The sequence below is a fragment of the Bradyrhizobium cajani genome (genome assembly GCF_009759665.1).
Taxonomy (GTDB): Bacteria; Pseudomonadota; Alphaproteobacteria; order Rhizobiales; family Xanthobacteraceae; genus Bradyrhizobium; species Bradyrhizobium cajani.
In genome coordinates this window covers 27322-48993 of record NZ_WQNE01000040.1, presented here as the reverse complement: position 1 = coordinate 48993, position 21672 = coordinate 27322, and the positions used below count along the sequence as shown (strand labels likewise).

17 protein-coding genes are annotated in these 21672 nt (G+C 65.5%); 11 read left to right on the top strand and 6 right to left on the bottom strand.

What is annotated here, in order from left to right; translation table 11 throughout:
• The 3 genes from GPL20_RS33220 to GPL20_RS33210 all read right to left on the bottom strand — a co-directional run bounded on the left by GPL20_RS33220 (position 1) and on the right by GPL20_RS33210 (position 4569).
• On the bottom strand, positions 1 to 2400 hold the full coding sequence (locus GPL20_RS33220) for a bifunctional diguanylate cyclase/phosphodiesterase (RefSeq protein ID WP_157335873.1): 2400 nt from the start codon (positions 2398 to 2400) through the stop codon (positions 1 to 3).
• A gap of 112 nt (positions 2401 to 2512) precedes the next feature.
• Complete coding sequence (locus GPL20_RS33215; protein WP_157335871.1) at positions 2513 to 3922, bottom strand: MFS transporter; 1410 nt, start codon at positions 3920 to 3922, stop codon at positions 2513 to 2515.
• Between the two features lie 140 nt (positions 3923 to 4062).
• Positions 4063 to 4569: a YciE/YciF ferroxidase family protein gene (locus GPL20_RS33210; RefSeq protein WP_157335869.1), complete on the bottom strand. Its 507-nt coding sequence runs from the start codon at positions 4567 to 4569 to the stop codon at positions 4063 to 4065.
• Between the two features lie 418 nt (positions 4570 to 4987).
• Between GPL20_RS33210 and GPL20_RS33205 the strand changes: the two genes are divergently transcribed.
• From GPL20_RS33205 to garD, 8 genes are all read left to right on the top strand, one after another.
• Complete coding sequence (locus GPL20_RS33205) at positions 4988 to 6070, top strand: lysylphosphatidylglycerol synthase transmembrane domain-containing protein (RefSeq protein ID WP_157335867.1); 1083 nt, start codon at positions 4988 to 4990, stop codon at positions 6068 to 6070.
• An 83-nt stretch (positions 6071 to 6153) separates the two neighbouring features.
• A complete protein-coding gene (locus GPL20_RS33200; protein ID WP_157335865.1) occupies positions 6154 to 8106 on the top strand; it encodes an SGNH/GDSL hydrolase family protein in 1953 nt (650 codons plus the stop codon).
• A 301-nt stretch (positions 8107 to 8407) separates the two neighbouring features.
• A complete protein-coding gene (locus tag GPL20_RS33195; RefSeq protein ID WP_157335863.1) occupies positions 8408 to 9760 on the top strand; it encodes an MFS transporter in 1353 nt (450 codons plus the stop codon).
• A 123-nt stretch (positions 9761 to 9883) separates the two neighbouring features.
• A complete protein-coding gene (locus GPL20_RS33190) occupies positions 9884 to 10789 on the top strand; it encodes a LysR family transcriptional regulator (RefSeq protein WP_157335861.1) in 906 nt (301 codons plus the stop codon).
• A 130-nt stretch (positions 10790 to 10919) separates the two neighbouring features.
• Positions 10920 to 11864, top strand: a complete 945-nt coding sequence (kdgD, locus tag GPL20_RS33185) for a 5-dehydro-4-deoxyglucarate dehydratase (protein ID WP_157335858.1) — start codon at positions 10920 to 10922, stop codon at positions 11862 to 11864.
• Between the two features lie 26 nt (positions 11865 to 11890).
• Complete coding sequence (gene gudD / locus GPL20_RS33180; RefSeq protein WP_157335856.1) at positions 11891 to 13228, top strand: glucarate dehydratase; 1338 nt, start codon at positions 11891 to 11893, stop codon at positions 13226 to 13228.
• A 17-nt stretch (positions 13229 to 13245) separates the two neighbouring features.
• Positions 13246 to 14694 (top strand): aldehyde dehydrogenase family protein, encoded by a 1449-nt coding sequence (locus tag GPL20_RS33175; RefSeq protein WP_157335854.1) that lies wholly within the window; start codon positions 13246 to 13248, stop codon positions 14692 to 14694.
• Between the two features lie 125 nt (positions 14695 to 14819).
• Positions 14820 to 16361: a galactarate dehydratase gene (gene garD / locus GPL20_RS33170; protein WP_157335852.1), complete on the top strand. Its 1542-nt coding sequence runs from the start codon at positions 14820 to 14822 to the stop codon at positions 16359 to 16361.
• Between the two features lie 120 nt (positions 16362 to 16481).
• Here the strand turns inward: garD and GPL20_RS33165 are convergent, their stop codons facing one another.
• Together GPL20_RS33165 and GPL20_RS33160 are read right to left on the bottom strand one after the other, a co-directional pair.
• Positions 16482 to 17222 carry a hypothetical protein gene (locus GPL20_RS33165; protein WP_157335850.1) on the bottom strand — a complete coding sequence of 247 codons (741 nt, stop codon included), beginning with the start codon at positions 17220 to 17222 and terminating at the stop codon, positions 16482 to 16484.
• A 6-nt stretch (positions 17223 to 17228) separates the two neighbouring features.
• Entirely contained in the window at positions 17229 to 18122 is an 894-nt protein-coding gene (locus tag GPL20_RS33160; RefSeq protein ID WP_167533327.1) for a MipA/OmpV family protein, read from the bottom strand.
• A gap of 351 nt (positions 18123 to 18473) precedes the next feature.
• On the opposite strand from GPL20_RS33160, the gene GPL20_RS40015 reads away from it, so the two are divergent.
• The 3 genes from GPL20_RS40015 (at position 18474) to GPL20_RS33145 (ending at position 20977) form a co-directional block, all read left to right on the top strand.
• Positions 18474 to 19154: a response regulator transcription factor gene (locus GPL20_RS40015; RefSeq protein WP_254125991.1), complete on the top strand. Its 681-nt coding sequence runs from the start codon at positions 18474 to 18476 to the stop codon at positions 19152 to 19154.
• Entirely contained in the window at positions 19151 to 20515 is a 1365-nt protein-coding gene (locus GPL20_RS33150) for a sensor histidine kinase (protein WP_157335848.1), read from the top strand. Before GPL20_RS40015 ends, GPL20_RS33150 begins: the two co-directional genes overlap by 4 nt.
• Positions 20516 to 20707: 192 nt before the next feature.
• A complete protein-coding gene (locus GPL20_RS33145; RefSeq protein ID WP_167533326.1) occupies positions 20708 to 20977 on the top strand; it encodes a hypothetical protein in 270 nt (89 codons plus the stop codon).
• Between the two features lie 57 nt (positions 20978 to 21034).
• Here the strand turns inward: GPL20_RS33145 and GPL20_RS33140 are convergent, their stop codons facing one another.
• The gene (locus tag GPL20_RS33140; RefSeq protein ID WP_373568272.1) at positions 21035 to 21403 is read right to left on the bottom strand and encodes a hypothetical protein; all 369 of its coding nucleotides are present in this window, start codon (positions 21401 to 21403) and stop codon (positions 21035 to 21037) included.
• Between the last annotated feature and the right edge of the window lie 269 nt (positions 21404 to 21672).

The following is a 21672-nucleotide window of genomic DNA, read 5'->3' as shown; positions in this document are numbered from 1 at the left end:
CTACGCCGACGCGCGCAGTCGCGGTCGCTCCAGCATGATCGCGACATCGGAGGCAGGCCGCGGCTTGCTGAACAGATAGCCCTGCGCCTGGGTGCAGCCCTCGCGCCTGAGCAGCTCGAGCTGCGCGTCGTTCTCGACGCCTTCCGCGGTGGTGACGATACCGAGGCTGCGGCCAAGGCCGGTCACCGCGCGAATGATCGCCATGGAATCCTCGCGCGTCGCCAGTTCCGACACGAAGGAGCGGTCGATCTTGATCTTGTCGAATGGGAAGCTGCGCAGATAGCTCAGCGAAGAATAGCCGGTGCCGAAATCGTCGAGCGAGATCCGCACGCCCATCGCGCGCAGCTCGTGCAGCGTGGTCAGCGTCGCCTCGCTGTTCTGGAGCAGCACGGATTCGGTGATCTCGAGTTCGAGACGACGCGCGTCGAGCCCGGAGGCGGTCAGCGCCTCGGTCACGGATGCTATCAGGTTCGGGTTCTTGAACTGCACCGGCGACAGGTTGACGGCGACGTCGACATCGCCGGGCCAGGTGGCCGCGTCGGCGCAGGCGGAGCGCAGCACGAACTCGCCGAGCTGAACGATGAGTCCGGTCTCCTCGGCCACCGGAATGAAGCTGATGGGCGCGATCAGCCCGCGCTGCGGGTGGTTCCAGCGCAGCAGCGCCTCGAAGGCGACGACGCGACCGCTCGCGACGTCACGGATCGGCTGATAATACGCCTCGAACTCGTCACGTTGCAGCGCCGCGCGAAGATCCATTTCCAAGAGGCGCCGCGCCTGCGCACGCGCATCCATGCCGGTCTCGAAGAAGCGATAGGTGCCGCGGCCGTCCGCCTTGGCGCGGTACAGCGCGAGGTCGGCATTCTTCAGCAGCTCGTCCGGATTGTCGCTGTCCTGCGGCGACAGCGAGATGCCGATCGAGACACCGATGACGATCTGATGATCGTCGATCTCGTAAGGCGCCGAGATCACCTCGACGAGGCGGCCTGCCAGGGACCTTGCGGCAGCTTCCTCCGAGCGCCCGATCTGGACCACGGCGAACTCGTCGCCACCCAGCCGAGCCACCGTATCGCTCTCGCCGACGGCGGCCTTGAGCCTGCGGCCGACCTCCTTGAGCAACGCATCGCCGATGGGATGGCCGAGGGAGTCGTTGATGTCCTTGAAATGATCGAGATCGAGGCAGAGCACCGCAAGCTGATCGCCCGACTGCGTCCGGCGTAGTCCCTGCTCGAGCTGCTCGTGGAATAGCACGCGGTTCGGCAGACTGGTCAGCGCATCATGGCGCGCCATGTGCGAGATCTTCGCCTGTGCCTCCAGCCATTCGGTGATGTCCTCGAAGGTCGCAACCCAGCCACCGCCCTGCATCGGCTGGTTGACGACCCGGATGGAGCGGCCGAACCGGTTGACCACGTCGGTCGTGGTGCGCCCTTCCCGCGCATCCGCCACGAGGCGCGCGAAGAACTCGTCCGCGTTGCCTTGCCACTGGCCCTTGGCCTGCTCCTCCCGCAGCACCTCGACCAGGCGGCGGCCGGCGAGCGGCATGTCGGTGCGACGAAGCATCGCGGCATAGCGCTCGTTGAACAGGATGATCTTGCCGTCCGCGTCGAACATGCAGAGCCCTTGCGACATGTTCTCGAGCGCGGTGTCCAGCACGATCTGCTGGCGTCCGAGTTCGCCCTTGGCGCGGCGGTCGAGCACCGCGGCAGCCAGTGCAATCGCGATGATTGCGACCGCTGCGCTCGCGGTGAGGAAGGACATCGACGCCGCCGGGATCGACAACCCGCTGATCGCGAGCGTCGGGTCCGGCGTCAGCAGCACCGCGCCCATCGCGGTGAAGTGATGCGCGACGATGGCGACCGTCAGCAGGACCGTCGCCGTCAGCGCATGGGAGAGGTCGTCGCCTCGTGCGGCGACGAACAGCGCCAGGGCGGCAAAGACAATTCCGAGCAGCACTGATACGGCAACCGTGCTGCCGACCCAGTCCAGGCGTGCCGGCATCTCCAGCGCCGCCATGCCGGTGTAATGCATCGCTGCGACACCCGTGCCGACGATGACACCGCCGAGGACGATCCACGCCACTCGCGAGGACGACACCGCAATGCTCAAGCCCACGAAGGTCACGGAGATCGCGAAAATCAACGAAAGGACCGTCACCGGAATGTTGTAGGCGCCGGCGCCGCCCGGCCCGTAGGCGAGCATCGCAATGAAATGCGTCGCCCAGATGCCGCATCCGCTGACCACGGCATCCAGGCCGATCCAGGCCAGACGTCCGCGGCCGTGCGATGCGCGTGCCCGGTGAAACAGGCTGATTGCCGCCGCGCTGGCGAGCAGACACACCGCGCCGCCAAGCGCGACAAGTCGCCAATCATGCTCGTCGGTGAGACAGAAGAGAACTTGATACATTGCCGGCCCCTATGCACCCGCACTTGAACCGACAGAAGTGGACAGTCGGTAACCGGCTACGCGGCTGTTTCGGGGATGGTGAACGGAAGATGTGTTCATTCACTCGGATTGATCATCCTCGCGCCGGCGCGCCGATCCCGATCACGGCGGCAGCGAGCAGCAGGACCGCCGCGGAGATGACCAGCGACAGATGCAATCCGGTCAGAAATGTGCTGTCCGCGGCCACCAGGGAACCGAACAGCGCGACGCCGAGTACGCTGCCGGTCTGCCGCGTCGCGTTCAGGACGCCGGCCGCGACGCCGGAGCGCGCCTTCTCGACGCTGCCCAGCAGGGTCGAGGTCAGGGGCGGCACCAGCAGCCCAAGTCCGCCGCTGATCGCGATCATCTGCGCGCAGATCATCCAGTAGCTCGTTTCAGCCTCGATCCACAGCAGCCCGAGACAGCCGAGCGCCGAGATGCAGGCGCCGACGACGATGGTCGGGCACGGGCCGATGCGCTCGGCGAGGTGCGGCGCCAGCAGATTGACCGGCAGCGCCGCCGCCATCATCGGCACGAAGGCAAGCCCGGTCCACCACGCCGACAGCCCGTTGATCCTCTGGAAATACAGGCTGAGCACGAAGATCAGGCCATAGATCGCGACGTTCACGAGCAGGCCGACCAGCGAGGTCAATGCGAACAGCCGGTGGCTGAACAGCGACAAAGGCAGCATCGGCTGGTGTGCGCGGCTCTCCCGCCACACGAACAGAACGCCGAGGACAGCCGCGGCGGCAAAGGCGCCGATCACGGCGGAATGCCCCCAGCCGAGCCCGCCGCCTTCGATGATCGCGCCGGCCAGTGCGCCCAGCGCGCCGATCGCGGCCAGCTGGCCCGGCAGATCGATCTCGCGCGAGGGCGCGCGCGTGGTCTCGCCGGCATAGCGCCAGGTCAGCCACAGGCCGGCAAGCCCGATCGGAAGGTTGACCAGAAAGATCGAGCGCCATCCGACCAGGGTGATCAGGCCGCCGCCGACAAACGGGCCGGCGGTGAGCGCGACGCTCGCGCCGGCGGCCCAGACCGCGACGGCGCGGCCGCGCGCCCGATCGTCGGCGTAGGCGTGATTGAGCAGCGCCAGCGAATTCGGCACCAGGATCGCCGCCGCCAGGCCCTGGACCAGCCGCGCTGCGATCAGCACGATTGCGTTAGGCGACAATGCGCAGGCGAGCGAGGCCGCGGTGAAGATGGCGAACCCCGCCATGAAGACGCGCTTGGCGCCGATGCGGTCGCCGAGCGCGCCGGCTGTCAGGATGAAGGCGGCAAACGCGATGGTGTAGGCGCTGACCACCCATTGCAACTCGGCGACGCCACCGCCGAGCGTCCGGCCCATCGCATCGAGCGCGGTGTTGACGATGGTGACGTCGAGCTGCACCACGCCATAGCCGAGGCTCATCGCAGCCAGTGTCAGCGAGGTCGCAAGGCGCGAGCCGGCATGCGCCGCGCCGGCTCTGTCGTCGAAGGTTTCATATTTGATGGAATCGGCTCGCATGCTGCCACCTCGATTGCAGCCCCATGCGACACATTACGCTTCGGCCTTCTGTCATGTTTCGACAATGACCGAATGATGGCTGCACGTCATGGAAGCGCCGCGCGGGTCACCGCGCGGCGCTTCCATGTTTCCGGCTTACCTCAGCTCGCCGCGCGCAAATTCACCTTGCTCTCGGCCAGCGTCGTCAGCTTCTTGTCCGTCGCCTTCTCCTCTTCCAGCGTCTTGGCGAGCACGCTGGCGCAGTCGTTGCGGCCGAGCTGCTTGGCCCAGGCGATCAGGCTGCCGTAGCGCACGATCTCGTAATGTTCGGCGGCCTGCGCTGCATTGATCAGCGCGGCATCGAGCACCGCCTTGTCGGCAACTTCGCCGGCGGTCTCGTCGGCTTCCTCGATAATGCCGTCGATCGCCGGGCAGTCGATCGCCTTCACGGCCACGCCATGCATCTTGAAGACCTCCTCGAGCCGAGCGACGTGCTGCTTCGTTTCCTCGAGGTGCGTCAAAAAGCCCTGCTTCAACTGCGGATCGGTCGCCTTACTTGCCATTTTCGGCAGCGCCTTGGTGAGCTGCTGCTCCGCATAGTAGATGTCCTGCAGCTGGTGCACGAACAGGTCGTTCATGGTTTTGATGTCTTTTGTGAACAGTCCCATCGTTCCGGTCCTCTCCGGTTTCGGGAACACGACTGCGGCGGCCTGCACGAAAAGCCGCATATTCCGCCATGTTCGATTGCTGATGGGGCGCTAACGGGCACGCAACATCGACGTTCCAAAAAAGCCCACGCCGCTTGCGCTGGAACAACGCTAGCGGCGCAAGGATTTGAAACCATGTCGACCTGCGGACGCGCCGGCCTCACGACTCATATGCTTAACGCGCGGCCGATGTGAACCGCGTATGACAAAAGTGGTAGATCCAGCGCAGAACCTATCCTTGTCAAGGGCTGCACAAGTCGCTGTTTTTGCCTTAAATGAGCTGGATCATACCGAGCGATCGACGCCTATCTTTGGCCGCGATCGCACCCGACTGGACAATGTCTGGCCAGATCGGTCTTGCCCCCCGCCGGGAGGATGAATGCACGGACTGCTGCCCGCGCTGAAACGCGGCTTCAAGAGATGGATCGGCTGGCGCCGGCTCGGAATTGCCGCGAGCGTGTTCATCATCGCCTTCGCGATCACGACGCTGGTGCGGACCCTCAAAGGTATCGATACCAGCGTGATCCTGACCGCGTTAACCGAGATTCCCCGCGGGAGTATCGGCTTGGCGGCGATCTGCGTCTTCTTCGCGTTCTGTACGCTGACCTTCTACGACTTTTTTGCACTGCGAACGATCGGCAAGAAGCACGTGCCCTATCGCATCGCAGCGCTCTCCAGCTTCACGTCCTATTCGATCGGCCACAACATCGGCGCCACGGTCTTCACCGGCGGCGCGATCCGTTTCCGGATCTATTCGGATTACGGGCTGAACGCGATCGACGTCGCCAAGATCTGCTTCCTGTCGGGCCTGACCTTCTGGCTCGGTAACATCTTCGTGCTCTCGATCGGCATGGCCATCCACCCGGATGCGGCCTCCTCGATGGATCAGCTGCCGTCGTCGATCAACCGCCTGATCGCGCTCGGTGGCCTCGCCTCGATCGGCGCCTATCTGGTCTGGCTCTGCATGGGCGAGAAGCGGCGCGAGCTCGGCCAGAAGGGCTGGAAGGTGGTGCTGCCGTCGGCGCCACTGACGCTGGTGCAGATCCTGATCGGCGTGGTCGATCTCGGCTTCTGCGCCACGGCGATGTACCTCCTGATGCCGGCCAATCCGCCGATCGACTTCATGTCGCTGGCGGTCGTGTTCATCCTGGCGACCCTGATCGGCTTTGCCAGCCATGCTCCCGGCTCGATCGGCGTGTTCGATGCCGCCATGCTGGTGGCGCTGCCCGAATTCGGCCGCGAGCAGCTTCTGGCGACGCTGCTGGTGTTCCGCATTCTCTATTTCGTGATCCCGTTCGGCCTCGCCATCTCCATCATGGGAACGCGCGAGCTCTGGATGAATGTGGTCGAGCCCTGGCAGGAGCGGCGGCGGCTGGCGGAAGCCTGCGCGCAGGCCAACCTTCCCAAGCAGGTGGCAGCGATGGAGCGCGAGCGGTCGCTGCGGCAGGCCAATAAGCGCTAGGACGGACCGCCAGACAAAGGTTGCGGGCGGCAGAGCAATCCTCTCTTATTTCCGCCTCAACTTTGCCGTTGAAGACGCGGGCCATGATCCCTGTATCCCTTCGTACCCTCTCCGCTGGCGCCGTATTGCTTGTCGGGATTCTGACTGCTTTTCCGCTTTCACGCGCAGCCGCGCAGGACGCCGGGGCCATGCAGATTTCCTGGGAGGTGCGCAACCGCTTCCGCCTGTTCCGCGAGGAGCGCGATTTCCTGCTCCATGTCGAGAATGCGCGTAACCGCAGCATCCTCGCCGCCGAACAATCGCTCGAGCTTCAGAGCGAGGGCCGCGGCTGGGCTCGCAATATGGTCAATCGGCTCTGCATCGACCTTCAGGGCCGGGTCAACCAGCCCTGCACCCGCGACAACGTCAAGGAGAACTACCTCACGCCAGCCGACCATCCGGTGACCGTGCGCCTGACCGGCGCGGTGCCGGTCGGCGCCATCTGCGCATGGTCGTTCGACGACGGCGAAGGACCGCAAGCCTCGACCTTCGACTGCGCCGAGCCGGTCAATCTGCGCGTCCGCTACGGCAAGCAGACGGTCGCGACCGTCGACGTGTCCTCCGGCTCCGATCCGACCCAGCGCATCCAGGCCGAGATCCAGGTCCGCGACATCTTCGTCGCCGGTCTCGGCGACAGCATCGCCTCCGGCGAGGGAAATCCGGACCGGCCGCTGGCGCTGTCCGACGAAGGCTTCTGCTTCCGCTCCTATCTCGGCACCGCCGGCGCGCAGTACTACCGGCCGAGCCGCGCCGGCTTCAAGGGCGGCCGCGCCTGCGAGGCGCCTGATACGCTCGCCAACTGGCAGCGCTACGGCGCACTCTGGTTCAACGCGCCCTGCCACCGTTCGCTCTACAGCTATCAGGCCCGCACCGCGCTGGCGCTCGCGGTGCGCTACACGCACATCGCCGTGACCTTCCTGCCGCTCGCCTGCACCGGCGCCAGCATCGGCGACGGGCTGCTCGGCTCGCAGCGCGCCCGCGAATGCCCGCCCGGCAAGACCGGCGTCTGCAACACCAGCGTGAATGCGCAGGTCGCCGAGCTGCGCGAGGCGCTCACCGCGGCGAAGAAACGCCAGCCCGACCGCACGCTCGACCTCGTGCTGCTCTCGGTCGGCGCCAACGATGTCTACTTCTCCGGTCTCGTCGCCGACGTCATCGTCGACACCGCGACCGAGCGCGCGCTGTTCCGCCGCTCCGGCGTGATGGCGAGCGTCGACGATTCCCGCGACGCGCTGGCGCGCGAGTTGCCGCAGAACTTCGTCAAGCTGCGCGAGGCGCTGAAGCCGCTGGTTGGCGGCGATCTCTCGCACGTGGTCTACGTCTCCTACGCCAATCCCGCACTCGCCGATGGCGGCGTACCGTGCCGTGGCGGCCGCGCCGGTTTCGACATTCACCCGTCCTTCAATGCCGACCCGCAGCGCCTCGCCCGCGTCTCGACTTTCGTCGACACAGAATTCCTGCCGCAGCTGAAGGGACTCGCCACCTGCACCCGCGGCGCGCTGTGCCGCGATCCCGAGGCCGACCGCATGACCTTCGTCGATACGCATCAGGCCGCGTTCGCCGATCACGGCTTCTGCGCCCATTCCGGCAACGATCCCGAATTCGACCGCACCTGCTTTGCCGAGAACGGCCAGAGCTTCGATCCCGACATCGTGACCGCGGCGAGCCAGCCGATGCTGTGCGGCCGCGGCGCCTCCGAATACCGCGCCTACCTGCCGCGCGCGCGTTGGATCCGCGATGCCAATGACAGCTACTTCGCGGCGATGACCTATCCGCAAGGCCTGCCGGCGGCGAGCCAGCCGACCGACATCCACGACGCCACCTGGGGCGTGCTCTCCGCCGTCTATGGCGGCGCCGTGCATCCCAGCGCGGAAGGCCACGCCGCGATGGCGGATGCCGCACTGCCCGCAGCGAGTTCGGTGCTTGGACTGGATGCCGTGCCGCCGGGCGTGACGCGCGGATTGCTGCCGCAATTGCTGCCGAGCGCGCGGCAGTAGCGAAGACGAAATCTCTCCTCGCCGTCATTGCGAGCGCAGCGAAGCAATCCAGAGTCGCTCCGCGGAAAGATTCTGCATTGCTTCGCGGAGCCTGTCATTGGGCCGCGCTTGCGCGGACCCGTTGGCTCGCAATGACGAGCCTGGGCTCGCATTTCGACTCTCTCACGATCGTTCCCGCCACCTGCCGTTCCATCAATCCAAAAACGGCATCGATCGATACTCCCTTGAACTTGGACACTTTGCCGCGCGCGCCTCTAGGAGTCGCTTCGAGGAAACGTTTCGAGTTCTAAGGAGGCGCGTGATGAGCGCAGTGGTGTCCGCAGCGGACGTGAGAAGATCTCGCGTCAGGCTGTTCATCGTGACCATGTTGTTCCTGGTCACCACCGTGAACTATGCCGACCGCGCCACGCTGTCGATCGCGGGCCCCGCGCTCTCCAAGGAGTTGCATCTCGATCCAGTCGCAATGGGCTACATCTTCTCCGCCTTCGGCTGGTCCTACGTGATCGCGCAGGTGCCGGGCGGCTGGCTGCTCGACCGCTACGGCTCGCGCCTCGTCTACGCCTTCAGCATCATCGTCTGGTCGATCTTCACGATGATGCAGGGCTGGGTCGGCTTCTTCAGCGCCGGCACCGCCATCGCCGTGCTGTTCGGCTTGCGCTTCCTTGTCGGCATCGCCGAAGCCCCCTCCTTTCCCGCCAATGCCCGCATCGTCGCAGCCTGGTTTCCAAGCAACGAGCGCGGCACCGCGTCGGCCTTCTTCAATTCGGGCCAGTATTTCGCCACCGTGATCTTCGCGCCGCTGATGGGCTGGATCGCGCACGCCTACGGCTGGCGCTTCGTGTTCTTCGTGATGGGCGCGCTCGGCATCGTCATGGGCCTCGTCTGGATCAAGACCATCTACGGCCCGAAGGAGCACCCGGGCATCAACGACGCCGAGTTCGACTACATCAAGGAGGGCGGCGCGCTGGTCGATCTCGACGCGCCCAAGGACGACCTGAAGGAAGAGCGTGCGCCTCAATCCGGCTCGGGATGGGACCACATCCGCCAGCTCCTCTCCAACCGCATGATGCTCGGCGTCTATCTCGGCCAGTACTGCATCAACACGCTGACCTATTTCTTCCTGACCTGGTTCCCGGTCTATCTCGTCAAGGAGCGCGGCCTGTCGATCCTGCAAGCCGGCTTCGTCGCGACGCTGCCTGCGCTGTGCGGCTTCATCGGCGGCGTGCTCGGCGGCGTCATCTCGGATGCGATCCTGCGCCGGACCGGCTCGCTGACCATGGCGCGCAAGATCCCGATCGTCGGCGGCATGCTGCTGTCGATGTCGATCATCGCCTGCAACTATGTCGACGGACAGGCGCTGGTGGTGGGCTTCATGGCACTCGCCTTCTTCGGCAAGGGCATCGGCGCGCTCGGCTGGGCCGTCGTCTCCGACACCTCGCCGAAGGAAGCCGGCGGTGTCTCAGGCGGCCTGTTCAACACCTTTGGCAATCTCTCCTCGATCACCACCCCGATCGTGATCGGCTACATCCTGGCCGCGACCGGCTCGTTCAGCGGCGCGCTGGTGTTCGTCGGCCTCAACGCGCTGGTGGCGGCGTTCGCCTACCTGGTGGTCGTTGGCAAGATCGAGCGGGTGACGCTCAAACATTCCTCCTGAGGGCTCCCATGGGAGCTTGACCAGGCAACTCAACGGCGGCTCGAAAAGCCGCCGTCTTTGTTTTGGGGGTGATCGATGCTAGAAGTGCCGGGGAAACGCCTTATCCATCTAAGGCATGTATCGATGTTCGACCTCAACCAGCTCCGCTGTTTCGTCACGGTGGCGGAGGAACTGCATTTCGGCCGCGCCGCCGTGCGGCTGAACATGACGCAGCCGCCGCTGTCCCGGCAGATCCAGGTGCTCGAGCACATCATCGACGCGCCGCTCCTGGAGCGCACCAGCCGTTCGGTGCGCCTGACGCCCGCGGGGCGCAGCTTCCTGCCGGAGGCGCGGCGCATCCTCAAGCTGGCGGAAAGCGCCTCGCAGGTCGCCCGCCGCATCGCGCTCGGCAAGACCGGCTCGCTGAAGATCGGCTTTACGGCAGCAGCCGCCTACGGCTTCCTGCCCGAGCTCGTCGCCGCCTGCCGGGCGAAATTGCCCGAGGTCGATTTCTCGCTGAAGGAGATGGTGTCCGGCGACCAGTTCGAGGCGCTGACCTCGGGCCAGATCGACGCCGGCCTGCTCAGGCCGCCGATTGCGCGTCCCGAACTTGCCAGCCGCCGCGTCGTCGCCGAGCCCCTGCTCGCGGCGATCCCCAAGAAGCACCCGCTGGCGAACGCCGACAGCATCACGATCAAGGATTTCGACGACCAGCCCTTCGTGATGTATTCGCCCTATGAGAGCCGCTACTTCCACGACCTCCTGGTGGCCCTGTTCACCCGCGCCGACGTGCTGCCGCGCTACGTCCAGCATCTGAGCCAGATCCATTCGATCCTCGCCATGGTCCGCGCCGGCCTCGGCCTTGCCATCGTGCCGGCCGCGGCGGCGAGCCTGAAGATCTCCGACGTGCGCCTGCGCCCCTTGAAGCTGCGCACGCGCGTCCCCGTCGAGCTGTTCATGGTCTGGCGCCGCGACGACGAGAATCCGCTGCTGTCCGCCCTGGTCAAAATCGCCGGCGAATTGTCCTCCGCGGAGATAGCGGACGATTGATGCTCAATCCGCATCAGTCGATATAGGCTTTGGCTTGGACGCGCATCGAACGGTCTCCTAAACCACGGCGCATGGACGCGCAGGCCTCAAGCTCGCGTCCTCCACAACACGCAAGAAGGGAGCCGCGCCCATGAGCAAGATGACCCCGCAGGAGATGGCCCAGAAGATCGGATCTGGCCTCCTGTCTTTCCCCGTCACGCCGTTCAAGGCTGACTATTCCTTCGACGAGGCGACCTACCGCGCCAACATGGACTGGCTGTGCGGCTATGACGTTGCCGGCCTGTTCGCCGCCGGCGGCACCGGCGAGTTCTTCTCGCTGACGCCGACCGAGGTTCCGCAAGTCGTCAAGATCGCCGTCGACGAGACCAAGGGCCGCGTGCCCGTGCTCGCCGGCACCGGCTACGGCACCGCGATCGCCCGCGAGATCGCTGTTGGTGCCGAGAAGGCCGGCGCCGACGGCCTGTTGCTGCTGCCGCCCTATCTCACCCATTCCGAGCAGGAAGGCCTCGCCGCCCATGTCGAGGCCGTCTGCGCCTCCGTGAAGATCGGCGTCATCGTCTACAACCGCGACAACGCCATCCTCCAGCCCGACACGCTCGCCCGCCTCGCCGAGCGCTGCCCGAACCTCGTCGGTTACAAGGACGGCATCGGCGACATCGAGCTGATGACCCGCGTCTACACCAAGCTCGGCGACCGCCTCACCTATGTCGGCGGCCTGCCGACCGCCGAGACCTTCGCGCTGCCCTATCTCGACATGGGCGTGACGACCTACTCGTCGGCCGTGTTCAACTTCGTGCCGGAGTTCGCCACCAGCTTCTACGCCGCCGTGCGCAAGCGCGACCATGCGGCGATCCATGCCGGCCTGAAGGATTTCATCCTGCCGCTGATCGCGATCCGCAACCGCAAGAAGGGCTATGCGGTCTCGATCATCAAGGCCGGCATGAAGGTGATCGGCCGCGATTCCGGCCCGGTTCGCCCGCCGCTGACCGATCTCACCGAGCAGGAGATCGCGGAGCTGACCGCGCTGGTGAAGAAGCTGCCCGCCGCACGATCGTCACAACAGGCTGCAGAATAGCGGTCGACAACAGGGAGGAGCGTGCGATGGTGGAAGTTTCCGGCGCACCGGTCGTCACATCGATGCAGGTGATCCCGGTCGCGGGCCGCGACAGCATGCTCCTCAACCTGAGCGGCGCGCATGCGCCGTTCTTCACCCGCAACATCGTCATCCTCACCGACAATTCCGGTCACACCGGCGTTGGCGAGGTGCCGGGCGGGCAGAAAATCTGGCAGACCCTCCAGGACGCCCGCGATCTCGTGATCGGCAAGACCGTCGGCGCGATGAACAACATCCTCGCCGACATCCGCACCGCCTTCGCCGACCGCGACGCCGGCGGCCGTGGCAAGCAGACCTTTGACCTGCGCGTCATGATCCACGCCGTCACCGCCGTGGAGTCCGCGCTGCTCGATCTGCTCGGTCAGCATCTCGGCCTGCCCGTTGCCGCCCTCCTCGGCGAGGGCCAGCAGCGGGGGAGCGTCGAAACGCTCGGCTATCTCTTCTTCGTCGGCGACGGTCGCAAGTCGAAGCTCGACTATGTCGCCGGCGAGAGCGGCAAGGCGGAATGGTTCGACCTCCGCCACCAGGAGGCGATGACGCCGGAGACCGTGGTGCGGCTCGCCGAGGCCACCCACGACCATTACGGCTTCGCCGACTTCAAGCTCAAGGGCGGCGTGCTGCGCGGCGAGCAGGAGATCGAGGCCGTCACTGCGATTGCCAAGCGCTTCCCGAATGCGCGCGTGACGCTCGATCCCAACGGCGCCTGGTCGCTCGACGAGGCGATCAGCCTCTGCAAGGGCATGCACGGCATCCTCGCCTATGCCGAGGACCCCTGCGGCGCCGAAGCCGGCTTCTCCGGCCGCGAGATCATGGCCGAGTTCCGCCGCGCCACGGGCCTGCCCACAGCGACCAACATGATCGCCACCGACTGGCGCCAGCTCTCCCATGCGTTGCGTCTCGGCGCAGTGGACATCCCGCTGGCCGATCCCCATTTCTGGACCATGCAAGGCTCGGTGCGCGTCGCCCAGACCTGCCGTGACAACGGCCTGACCTGGGGCTCGCATTCCAACAACCATTTCGACATCTCGCTCGCCATGTTCACCCATGTCGGCGCCGCCGCCCCCGGCAAGGTCACCGCGATCGACACTCACTGGATCTGGCAAGACGGCCAGGCGCTCACCAAGGAGCCGCTCCGGATCAAGGGTGGCAAGATTGCGGTCCCTGACAGGCCGGGCCTGGGTATCGAAATCGACAGGGCGGCCATCGACGCCGCGCATGAGCTCTACAAGCAGCATGGACTTGGCGCCCGCGATGACGCTATTGCCATGCAGGACCTGATCCCTGGCTGGACCTTCGACGACAAGCGTCCCTGCCTCGTTCGTTAAAAACTCTGGAGGAAGCTATGACTGCGATCCTGAAGAACTTCATCGGCGGCGAATGGGTCGACGGCTCCGGCGTCACGAAGAACATCAACCCCTCCAACACCAATGACCTCGTCGGCGAATACGCCAAGGCCGACAAGGCGCAGACCGAGAAGGCGATTGCCGCCGCAAAGGCCGCCTTCCCCGCCTGGGCGCAGTCGACGCCGCAGGTACGCTATGACGCGCTGAACAAGATTTCTCTCGAAATCCTGGCCCGCAAGGAAGAGCTCGGCCGCCTGCTCGCCCGCGAGGAAGGCAAGACGCTGCCGGAAGGCATCGGCGAGGTCGCGCGTGCCGGCCAGATTTTCGCGTTCTTCGCCGGCGAAGCCCTGCGCCTGATCGGCGAAAAGGGCGCCTCGGTGCGTCCCGGCCTCGATGTCGAGCTCACGCGTGAGCCGATCGGCGTCGTCGGCATGATCACGCCCTGGAATTTCCCGATCGCGATCCCGGCCTGGAAGATCGCGCCCGCGCTCTGCTACGGCAACACCGTGGTGTTCAAGCCGGCCGAGCTGGTGCCGGGCTCTGCGCATGCGCTGTCCGAGATCATCACCCGCTCCGGCATTCCCGCTGGCGTCTTCAACCTCGTGGTTGGCTCCGGCTCGGTGGTCGGCCAGACCTTGCTCGATCACCCGGACGTCGCGGCGATCTCCTTCACCGGCTCGGTGCAGACCGGCCGCAAGATCGCGCAGGCCTGCGTGCTGTCGAACCCGATGAAGAAGTTCCAGCTCGAGATGGGCGGCAAGAACCCGCTCGTCGTGCTTGACGACGCCGACCTCAAGACCGCCGTCGAGGTCGCCGTCAACGGCGCCTATTTCTCCACCGGCCAGCGCTGCACCGCCTCGTCCCGCCTGATCGTCACCGAGGGCATCCACGACCGCTTCGTCGCGGCGATGGCCGAGCGCCTGAAGGGCCTGTCGGTCGACGACGCGCTCAAGGCCGGCGTGCATATCGGCCCCGTGGTCGACCAGAGCCAGCTCGACCAGGATCTGCGCTACATCAAGATCGGCCAGGACGAAGGCGCCAAGCTCGCCTGGGGTGGCGAGCTGCTCAAGCGTGAGACGCCCGGCCATTACCTCCAGCCGGCGCTGTTCACCGAAGCCAACAACAACATGCGCATCGCGCGTGAAGAGATCTTCGGCCCCGTCGCCGCGGTCATCCGCGCCAAGAACTACGAGGAGGCGCTCGCGATCTCCAACGACACCGAGTTCGGCCTCGCCTCCGGCATCTGCACCACTAGCCTGAAATACGCCTCGCACTACAAGCGCAACAGCGAGTCCGGCATGGTGATGGTCAATCTGCCGACCGCCGGCGTCGACTATCACGTGCCGTTCGGCGGCCGGAAGGGCTCGAGCTACGGCGCCCGCGAGCAGGGCTCCTATGCGCGCGAGTTCTACACCACGGTGAAGACCGCCTATACCTATCCGGGTTGATAGGCCGCGATCGTAGGGTGGGCAAAGCGAAGCGTGCCCACCGCTATGTTCGGTGTGAAGCATGGTGGGCACGGCGCGTTGCGCCTTTGCCCACCCTACGGCTTCAGTTTTTGAGGCAAGAGCAGATGGACCAGGACCTCGCAGCGAAAGAGCAGCCCCGCTACATCAAGCTCAACGAGCGCGACAACGTCGCGATCGTGGTCAATGATTTCGGGCTTCCCGCCGGCTCCCGCTTTGCCTGCGGGCTGACGCTGCGCGCCTTCGTGCCGCAGGGGCACAAGACGGCGCTGGTCGACATCGCGGAAGGCGCACCGATCATCCGCTATGGCGAAATCATTGGCTATGCGCTGTCGCCGATCCTGGCCGGCGAATGGGTGGACGAAGCGCGCATCCGCATGCCGGAGGCCCCCGCCCTCGACAAGCTCGAAATCTCGACCGCCGTTCCGGCCCCGCTGCCGCCGCTCGAAGGCTTCACCTTCGAGGGCTACCGCAATCCCGACGGCTCGGTCGGAACGAAGAATATCCTCGGCATCTCCTCCTCCGTGCAATGCGTCAAAGGCACGATGGAATATGCGGTCAAGCGCATCCGCGCCGAGCTCCTGCCGAAGTACCCGAACGTCGACGACGTCGTGCCGCTGACGCATGCCTATGGCTGCGGCGTCGCCATCACCGCGCCCGACGCGGTGGTGCCGATCCGCACGTTGCAGAACATCGCGCTCAACCCGAATTTCGGCGGCGAGATCCTGGTCGTCGGGCTCGGCTGCGAGAAGCTCGCGCCCGAGCGGCTGGTGCCGGAAGGCGTCAGCGATGCCATCGTGCGCATGCAGGACGAGGCCTTCGACGGCTTTGGTGCGATCGTCGATGCGATCATGACCCAGGCCGAGGCGCGGCTGAAGGTGCTCAACACCCGCAAGCGCGAGACCTGCCCGGCCTCCGACCTCGTCATCGGATTGCAATGCGGCGGCAGCGACGCCTTCTCCGGCGTCACCGCGAATCCCGCCGTCGGTTTTGCAGCGGACCTCCTGGTGCGCGCCGGCGCCACCGTGATGTTCTCCGAAGTCACCGAGGTGCGCGACGCCATCCAGCTCCTCACCCGCCGCGCCATCAATGAGGATGTCGGCCGCGCACTGGTGCGCGAGATGGCCTGGTATGACTCATATCTCGCCCGCGGCGGTGCCGACCGCAGCGCCAACACCACGCCCGGCAACAAGAAGGGTGGCCTCGCCAACATCGTCGAGAAATCGCTGGGCTCGATCGTCAAGTCCGGCTCGAGCGCCATCACCGGCGTGCTCTCGCCCGGCGAGAAGGCGACGCAGAAGGGCATGCTGTTCGCGGCAACGCCGGCGTCCGACTTCATTTGCGGCACGCTCCAGCTCGCCTCCGGCATGACGCTGCAGGTGTTCACTACCGGCCGCGGCACGCCCTATGGCCTTGCGGCTGCGCCCGTCATCAAGGTCGCGACCCGCAGCGAGCTTGCCCGGCGCTGGAAGGACCTGATCGACTTCGACGCCGGCCGCATCGCGACAGGCGAGAAGACCATCGAGGAAACCGGCTGGGACCTGTTCCGCCTGATCCTCGACGTCGCCAGCGGCCGGACAAAGCCGTGGTCGGATCGCTGGGGCATTCACAACGACCTCACGCTGTTCAATCCGGCGCCGGTGACCTGAAGCATGATCCGGAAAAGTGCGCAGCGGTTTTCCGAAAAGATCATGCTCAAGCAACCGCCTGAAGCGGGGTGAAGATTCATCCTGATCTCATCGCGCTTTGAGGGCCGACAAGCTAGCCCGTCACTGACCATCGATCAGATGCATATCGCCGAGCGTGACCGGCAGGCTGCGCGTGACCAGCTCCGCAATCGCCGCACGCAGCCGTTCGCTCGAAGCCTGACCGTCAAACGTGTCGTCGATCTGTCCACTCGGGCCGGCGATCCTCATCGTCCCGGTGTTGTCCAGCGGCGCGGCCGCCCTCTTCTCGATCACATCGAACGTCTTGCCGTCGATGACGCGGACTTCGTACAGCGCATGGATCAGTCCGTAGTTTGCAAACAGCGTCCGGTATTCAGCGAACCCTACGCCGTCGACATTGCGGCCGTTTCCGAGTTTCGATTTTGCCCGGGTGATGACGATATAGGCATCCAGCCCCTGCGGGGTGACGTCGCTGCGAACCAGCTCCTTGAACGGATCGCTGCGCAGGAGATTGACGGGAGCAACCGCCGAATCCCTGATCGCGGCGAATGCTGCGCGCCTGTAGCTCACCGCCTCTACGCGAAAGCGCCCGCTCAAGAGCCTGGTCGCCTGCTGGACGATCATCTCGTCCAGCCCCCATGCGCTGATCGAGACGCTTTGCCCGGTGTTGCCCAAGCCGGTCAGGCCGGCCTGCGTCAGGCTCATCTCCTCGCCGATGGCCGAGACGATGCCGACGGACTTGATCGCCTGGAGACGGCTCGCGCGCGTCTCGAACGCCGCGGCGGCGCCGAGGGCGGCGCACGCGATCGCCAGGCCGACCCATAGAAAAGCAATGCGACGCATGGCGAGCTATCGAATCTTGAAGTCGAACGAATAGGACGCGCCGAGGCCGACGGTGGTCTGGTTCGACGATCCCCGCAGCTTCACCAGCGGGCTGTCGGCGGCATCGCCAAGCAGCTTCTCGTACTCGACATAAGCATGGACCTCCCACTGCGGGTTAATGCGATAGGAGATCTGGCTGCCGAAGCCGACCGAGTGCGCGCCGCCCCTGGCGTCATACATCGGCAGCCCGGACGCCAGCGCCTGCGCCGCATCGACGCCGAAATACGGCGCGGTCGCCTTGCTGCTCTTCCAGGTGAAGCGCGGACCGGCCGAGATCGTGAGCCTCTGGATCAGCGGCACGATCACGTCGGCGGAGACGTCGGCCACCGTCCCGGTATGGCCCCCCAGACCTTGACGCAGTTCGCTGCGCAGGCGCAGCCAGTCGACCGGAAAATACTCGACGAAGCCGCCGAGCTCATATGCGGCGTCGACATTGCCAAGGCCTGTCAACTCGGCATATTTGTCGGCCTTGCGCGAGGCGACGTATTTGAACGCAGGGCCGGCGCGAAAATTGCCGACGTCGAGCAGTGCGATGCTGGCGCTGTCGCGGGGCCCGCGAAACTGGTCGACCGATCCGGCGCGGCGGATGGTGAAGATCGGGATCGGGAGAAACTTCCCGTTCTTCGATCCAACGAAATCCGGTGTGTATTCTCCACCGATGCCGACCATGACGGTCCAGTTGCCGGAGGGCGATGGCAGCATGGGCAGCTCGAACGGCGGCGCCGGCAGCGTGAACGCCGTCTGCGCCGATGCGGACTGAGGGATCGCCATGACCGCGCCGAGTGCGGCAAGGAAAGCGGTCAGCAAGGTCTGCCGCGCGCTCGCCGCAGGATCGAGAACGGCTTCGTCAAAATGTTTCATTACGGGGCCCCGGACCGGCCTTGCTGGCCTGGTCGACTCGTGTGGTTGGAGCCCCAGCATGTGGTCGGGCAAAATTGCCCCAAGATTGCAAGGCGAACCGCCGCCGCTCAACTGCATTTGCGACGCGCACCCCACGGCGACGGCCGGACAAACATTGCCCGAACATTGCCCGGGCGCGATCGCGTTCTTAACTCTGACTGCCGGTGCCGGTCGGCCCTCTCGCTCCTGCCTTTTATTCGCCAAGCTCGCTGCCTTAATGGGAACCCTGCGCACGAGCCGAAACGCCAGACTTCGGCCAGGGAGCGTCACGCTCGGGGTTCTTGTTGCCCAGCAGAGTCAAGGACGACCCGCGTGCGTTCCCTCGTGATCGAAGACGAACCGCAGATCGGCGCTTATGTCAGCCGGCTGCTCGGGCAGTTGCACGGTATAGTCGACCTCGTCGGCTCGATTGCCGATGCCCGCCAGGCGCTGGAGAATTTCAAATATGATCTTGCGATCATCGACCGGATGCTGCCCGACGGCGATGCGCTCCAGGTGGTCACGGCGCTGAGCCAATCGCCCGACCGCCCCGCGATCATCATGCTGACGTCCAGGGACGCCAAGGAGGACGTCGTCGATGGCCTCAACGGCGGCGCCGACGACTATCTCGGCAAGCCGTTCGAGCCACAGGAGTTGATCGCGCGGGTTCGCGCCGTATTGCGGCGGCCCCGGCTGCTCGCACCCTCGGTGCTGTCGCTCGGCAATGTCGAGCTGCATCTCGGCAGCAACGAGGCCGTTGTCGCCGACACCAAGATCCTGCTGCGCCGGCGCGAGGCACTTATCCTCGGAGCGCTGCTGATGCGGCGCGACCGCGTCATCACCCGCGCTGCCCTGATCGAGGAGATCTACGGCTTCGACGACGAGATCGAGTCCAACACGCTCGAAGCGCAAGTCTCGCGCCTGCGGAAGAAGCTGGCCGAGCTCGGCGGCGACGTCGAAATCCGCAGCATGAGAGGCATCGGTTACATCCTGCGGCTGGCAACACCCCGATGACGTCGATCGCCCGAACCTTCGCGCTGTCGCTCGGCATCGCCGCCACGACGATCTTCCTGACCATGCTCGGTATCTTCATTTGGCGGTATCCGACGGAGGAACGCGAGTTCAGGACCTGTCAGGTCGTGGCCGCCGTTCTCGAACGCGCCACAGTGATCGAAGGGAAAAATCTGACGGTACGCTCGACTCCCGCCCTCGCAGAATTGAAAGCAGACAGCCCCAACCTTTGGTACGTCGTCTCGGCGGGCGACTTGATCAGCGAATACGGCAGCGAACACCGGCCCGCCCTCCCCTTCGTGTTTCCCTATCACGGGCCCGTCGGCTCGTCCGTCTTCAGCACACTCGACCAGAAGAGCACCTTCTGTCTCGCCGCCATGCAACGGGGCTCGTTGCGGCTCGCGATGATGGTCGGCGAGCCTCAGGTCCGCTTCGGCCGGATTGCAAGGAATTTTCTCGCCCGCAGGGTCTCTTCGCTCATCCTGGTGGCGCTGGCCTTCGCGGCGACCGTTGCCATCGGCTCGGCGCTGGCCGCATGTTTCGTCTCACGCGGCATCGCACGGGTGACGCATCGCGCGCTCGCGATCGACCCTGCGGCTCCGCAAGGTTCGATATCGTTGTCCGAAGTCCCCTACGAACTGAAGCCATTGGTCGAGGCGCTGAACCGCGCCTTCGCCGAGATCGATGCCTATATCAGGATGCAGCGCCGCTTCCTCGGCAATGCAGCCCACCAGCTGCGTACACCGTTGACGCTGCTGCGCGCGAAGATCGAGGACGTGCCCGAGCCGGCCCTCCGGACCGAATTGGTGCGCGACGTCCGCCGCCTGACCTCGCTGGTCTCTGCCATGCTCGACCTGGCGCGGCTGCAAAATCATGCGATCGAGAAACGGCCGATCGATCTCGCGCAAATCGCGCTGGATGTGCTGGCCGATTTCAGTCCCTCGGCGCTGGACGCCGGTATCGAGCTTGCGCTGGAGCAGGACGGGAATGGTCCATTCCTGGTGCAAGGTGTGGACGCCGCTGTCCGCAGTGCGCTTGCCAATCTCGTCGGCAACGCGCTCATCCACGCCCATGGCGCGCGACGCATCGTCGCCACGCTCAGTCGCGATGGCATCTCGATTGACGATGACGGCGCGGGCCTGCCCGCTGGTGCGGAACACAAGCTGCTTGAGCCGTTCCAGACCGGCAACACCGCCGGCGACGGCGCAGGCCTCGGCCTGTCGATTGTCCGCGAGATCATGGCCGCGCATGGCGGCGAGCTGGTCATCTCCTCCGCGCTCGGTCGCGGCACGACGATGAGCTTGCGCTTTCCTGAGGCGAGCGCGGCGACGAGATCTCCGCAGCCTGACCTGCAAGCACATTAGCGCGCTATTTTGCGTCCCTTCGCGAAACCGTCCGGAAACATTGGCGCGAAAAACTTCTTCCTCGTTTCGTCCTTTCGCTTCGAGCAACCAATATGTTCGCTGTCGGCAATGCGAATGTTCGCATACGAGCGAACCTCGTCCTGCTTCGGCGCGACCAAACCTCCGATTGACATCTTCCACGGAGATTTTCCAATGCGCGTTCTCTCGATGATTGCCGTTGCCGGCGCCATGATTGCGAGCTCAACTGGCGCTTTCGCCGGCGAGCTTCCCTCTTACGAAGTGAAGTCGTTGCCGATCTCGGCGACGCAGGTGCAGGTGCTCGGCGGCGCCGGCGTCGAGGAGCAGTCGACCGCGCCCGCGATGATCGTCGCCAGCATGCCCGCCTCGCCCGCGCAGGTTTCGGTGCTGTCGCCGCGCGTCAAGAGGCTCGCGAGCGCTAGTTCGGAGAGCGCGGCGCGCTGAGCTCCATTCAACCGTTCCGGGGGACGCGAAACGCCGCCCCGGAATGGCCCGCGCCGTCTACGTCATGCTGCCCGGCATGAAGCAGCGCACGCGCGGGTGGCCGTCGATATAGTGCTTCCACACCATGGTGCGGCCGATCTTGTTCGGTACGGTGATCACCGCACCGTCGGGCACCACGACCCACTCCTCGTCGATGCGGACACGGTAGCGGCCGCGATCGGACTCCCAGTCGACGTCGGCAATGATGTAGCCGTCGGCGTCCGTGCAGCACTGCCCGTATTCGCTGTGCAGGCTTTCGAACCAGGGCTTGAGGGGCGAATTGGCGTAGCGCCCGTCGTCGCGCGCCAGCGCCGATGTCGCCAGCAGCGCCGTCAGCCCCAGCGCCGCTGCACATAATCTTCCAGATCGCAATCTACCAGATCGCATGTCGTTTTCCCGCGGATCGAAGTCATCTTTGCGGGGGACGAACAACGCCGCTCGCGCTCCCCGCAATGGGACAGGCGCGACTCATTCCCCCAGCTTCCTTGCGATAGCTATGCAAATCCGGCGCCAGCGCGCATTCCGGTGAACTACTGCCGCGAGGGCTGCCTTCGACCGGCGCGCCAAGACCCGCAGGCGTGGCGCACCCGTGATTTGCCGCAGCTCTTTTGGAGGCTTTCCTTGTTGCGCGAGGCCGTGTACGAAACTGCCGCGGA

Bases quoted from the DNA above. Each gene is read 5' to 3' on its own strand.
- GPL20_RS33220 (WP_157335873.1), bottom strand. From the start codon at position 2,400: ATGTATCAAGTTCTCTTCTGTCTCACCGACGAGCATGATTGGCGACTT.
- GPL20_RS33215 (WP_157335871.1), bottom strand. From the start codon at position 3,922: ATGCGAGCCGATTCCATCAAATATGAAACCTTCGACGACAGAGCCGGC.
- GPL20_RS33210 (WP_157335869.1), bottom strand. From the start codon at position 4,569: ATGGGACTGTTCACAAAAGACATCAAAACCATGAACGACCTGTTCGTG.
- GPL20_RS33205 (WP_157335867.1), top strand. From the start codon at position 4,988: ATGCACGGACTGCTGCCCGCGCTGAAACGCGGCTTCAAGAGATGGATC.
- GPL20_RS33200 (WP_157335865.1), top strand. From the start codon at position 6,154: ATGATCCCTGTATCCCTTCGTACCCTCTCCGCTGGCGCCGTATTGCTT.
- GPL20_RS33195 (WP_157335863.1), top strand. From the start codon at position 8,408: ATGAGCGCAGTGGTGTCCGCAGCGGACGTGAGAAGATCTCGCGTCAGG.
- GPL20_RS33190 (WP_157335861.1), top strand. From the start codon at position 9,884: ATGTTCGACCTCAACCAGCTCCGCTGTTTCGTCACGGTGGCGGAGGAA.
- kdgD (WP_157335858.1), top strand. From the start codon at position 10,920: ATGAGCAAGATGACCCCGCAGGAGATGGCCCAGAAGATCGGATCTGGC.
- gudD (WP_157335856.1), top strand. From the start codon at position 11,891: ATGGTGGAAGTTTCCGGCGCACCGGTCGTCACATCGATGCAGGTGATC.
- GPL20_RS33175 (WP_157335854.1), top strand. From the start codon at position 13,246: ATGACTGCGATCCTGAAGAACTTCATCGGCGGCGAATGGGTCGACGGC.
- garD (WP_157335852.1), top strand. From the start codon at position 14,820: ATGGACCAGGACCTCGCAGCGAAAGAGCAGCCCCGCTACATCAAGCTC.
- GPL20_RS33165 (WP_157335850.1), bottom strand. From the start codon at position 17,222: ATGCGTCGCATTGCTTTTCTATGGGTCGGCCTGGCGATCGCGTGCGCC.
- GPL20_RS33160 (WP_167533327.1), bottom strand. From the start codon at position 18,122: ATGAAACATTTTGACGAAGCCGTTCTCGATCCTGCGGCGAGCGCGCGG.
- GPL20_RS33150 (WP_157335848.1), top strand. From the start codon at position 19,151: ATGACGTCGATCGCCCGAACCTTCGCGCTGTCGCTCGGCATCGCCGCC.
- GPL20_RS33145 (WP_167533326.1), top strand. From the start codon at position 20,708: ATGCGCGTTCTCTCGATGATTGCCGTTGCCGGCGCCATGATTGCGAGC.
- GPL20_RS33140 (WP_373568272.1), bottom strand. From the start codon at position 21,403: ATGCGATCTGGTAGATTGCGATCTGGAAGATTATGTGCAGCGGCGCTG.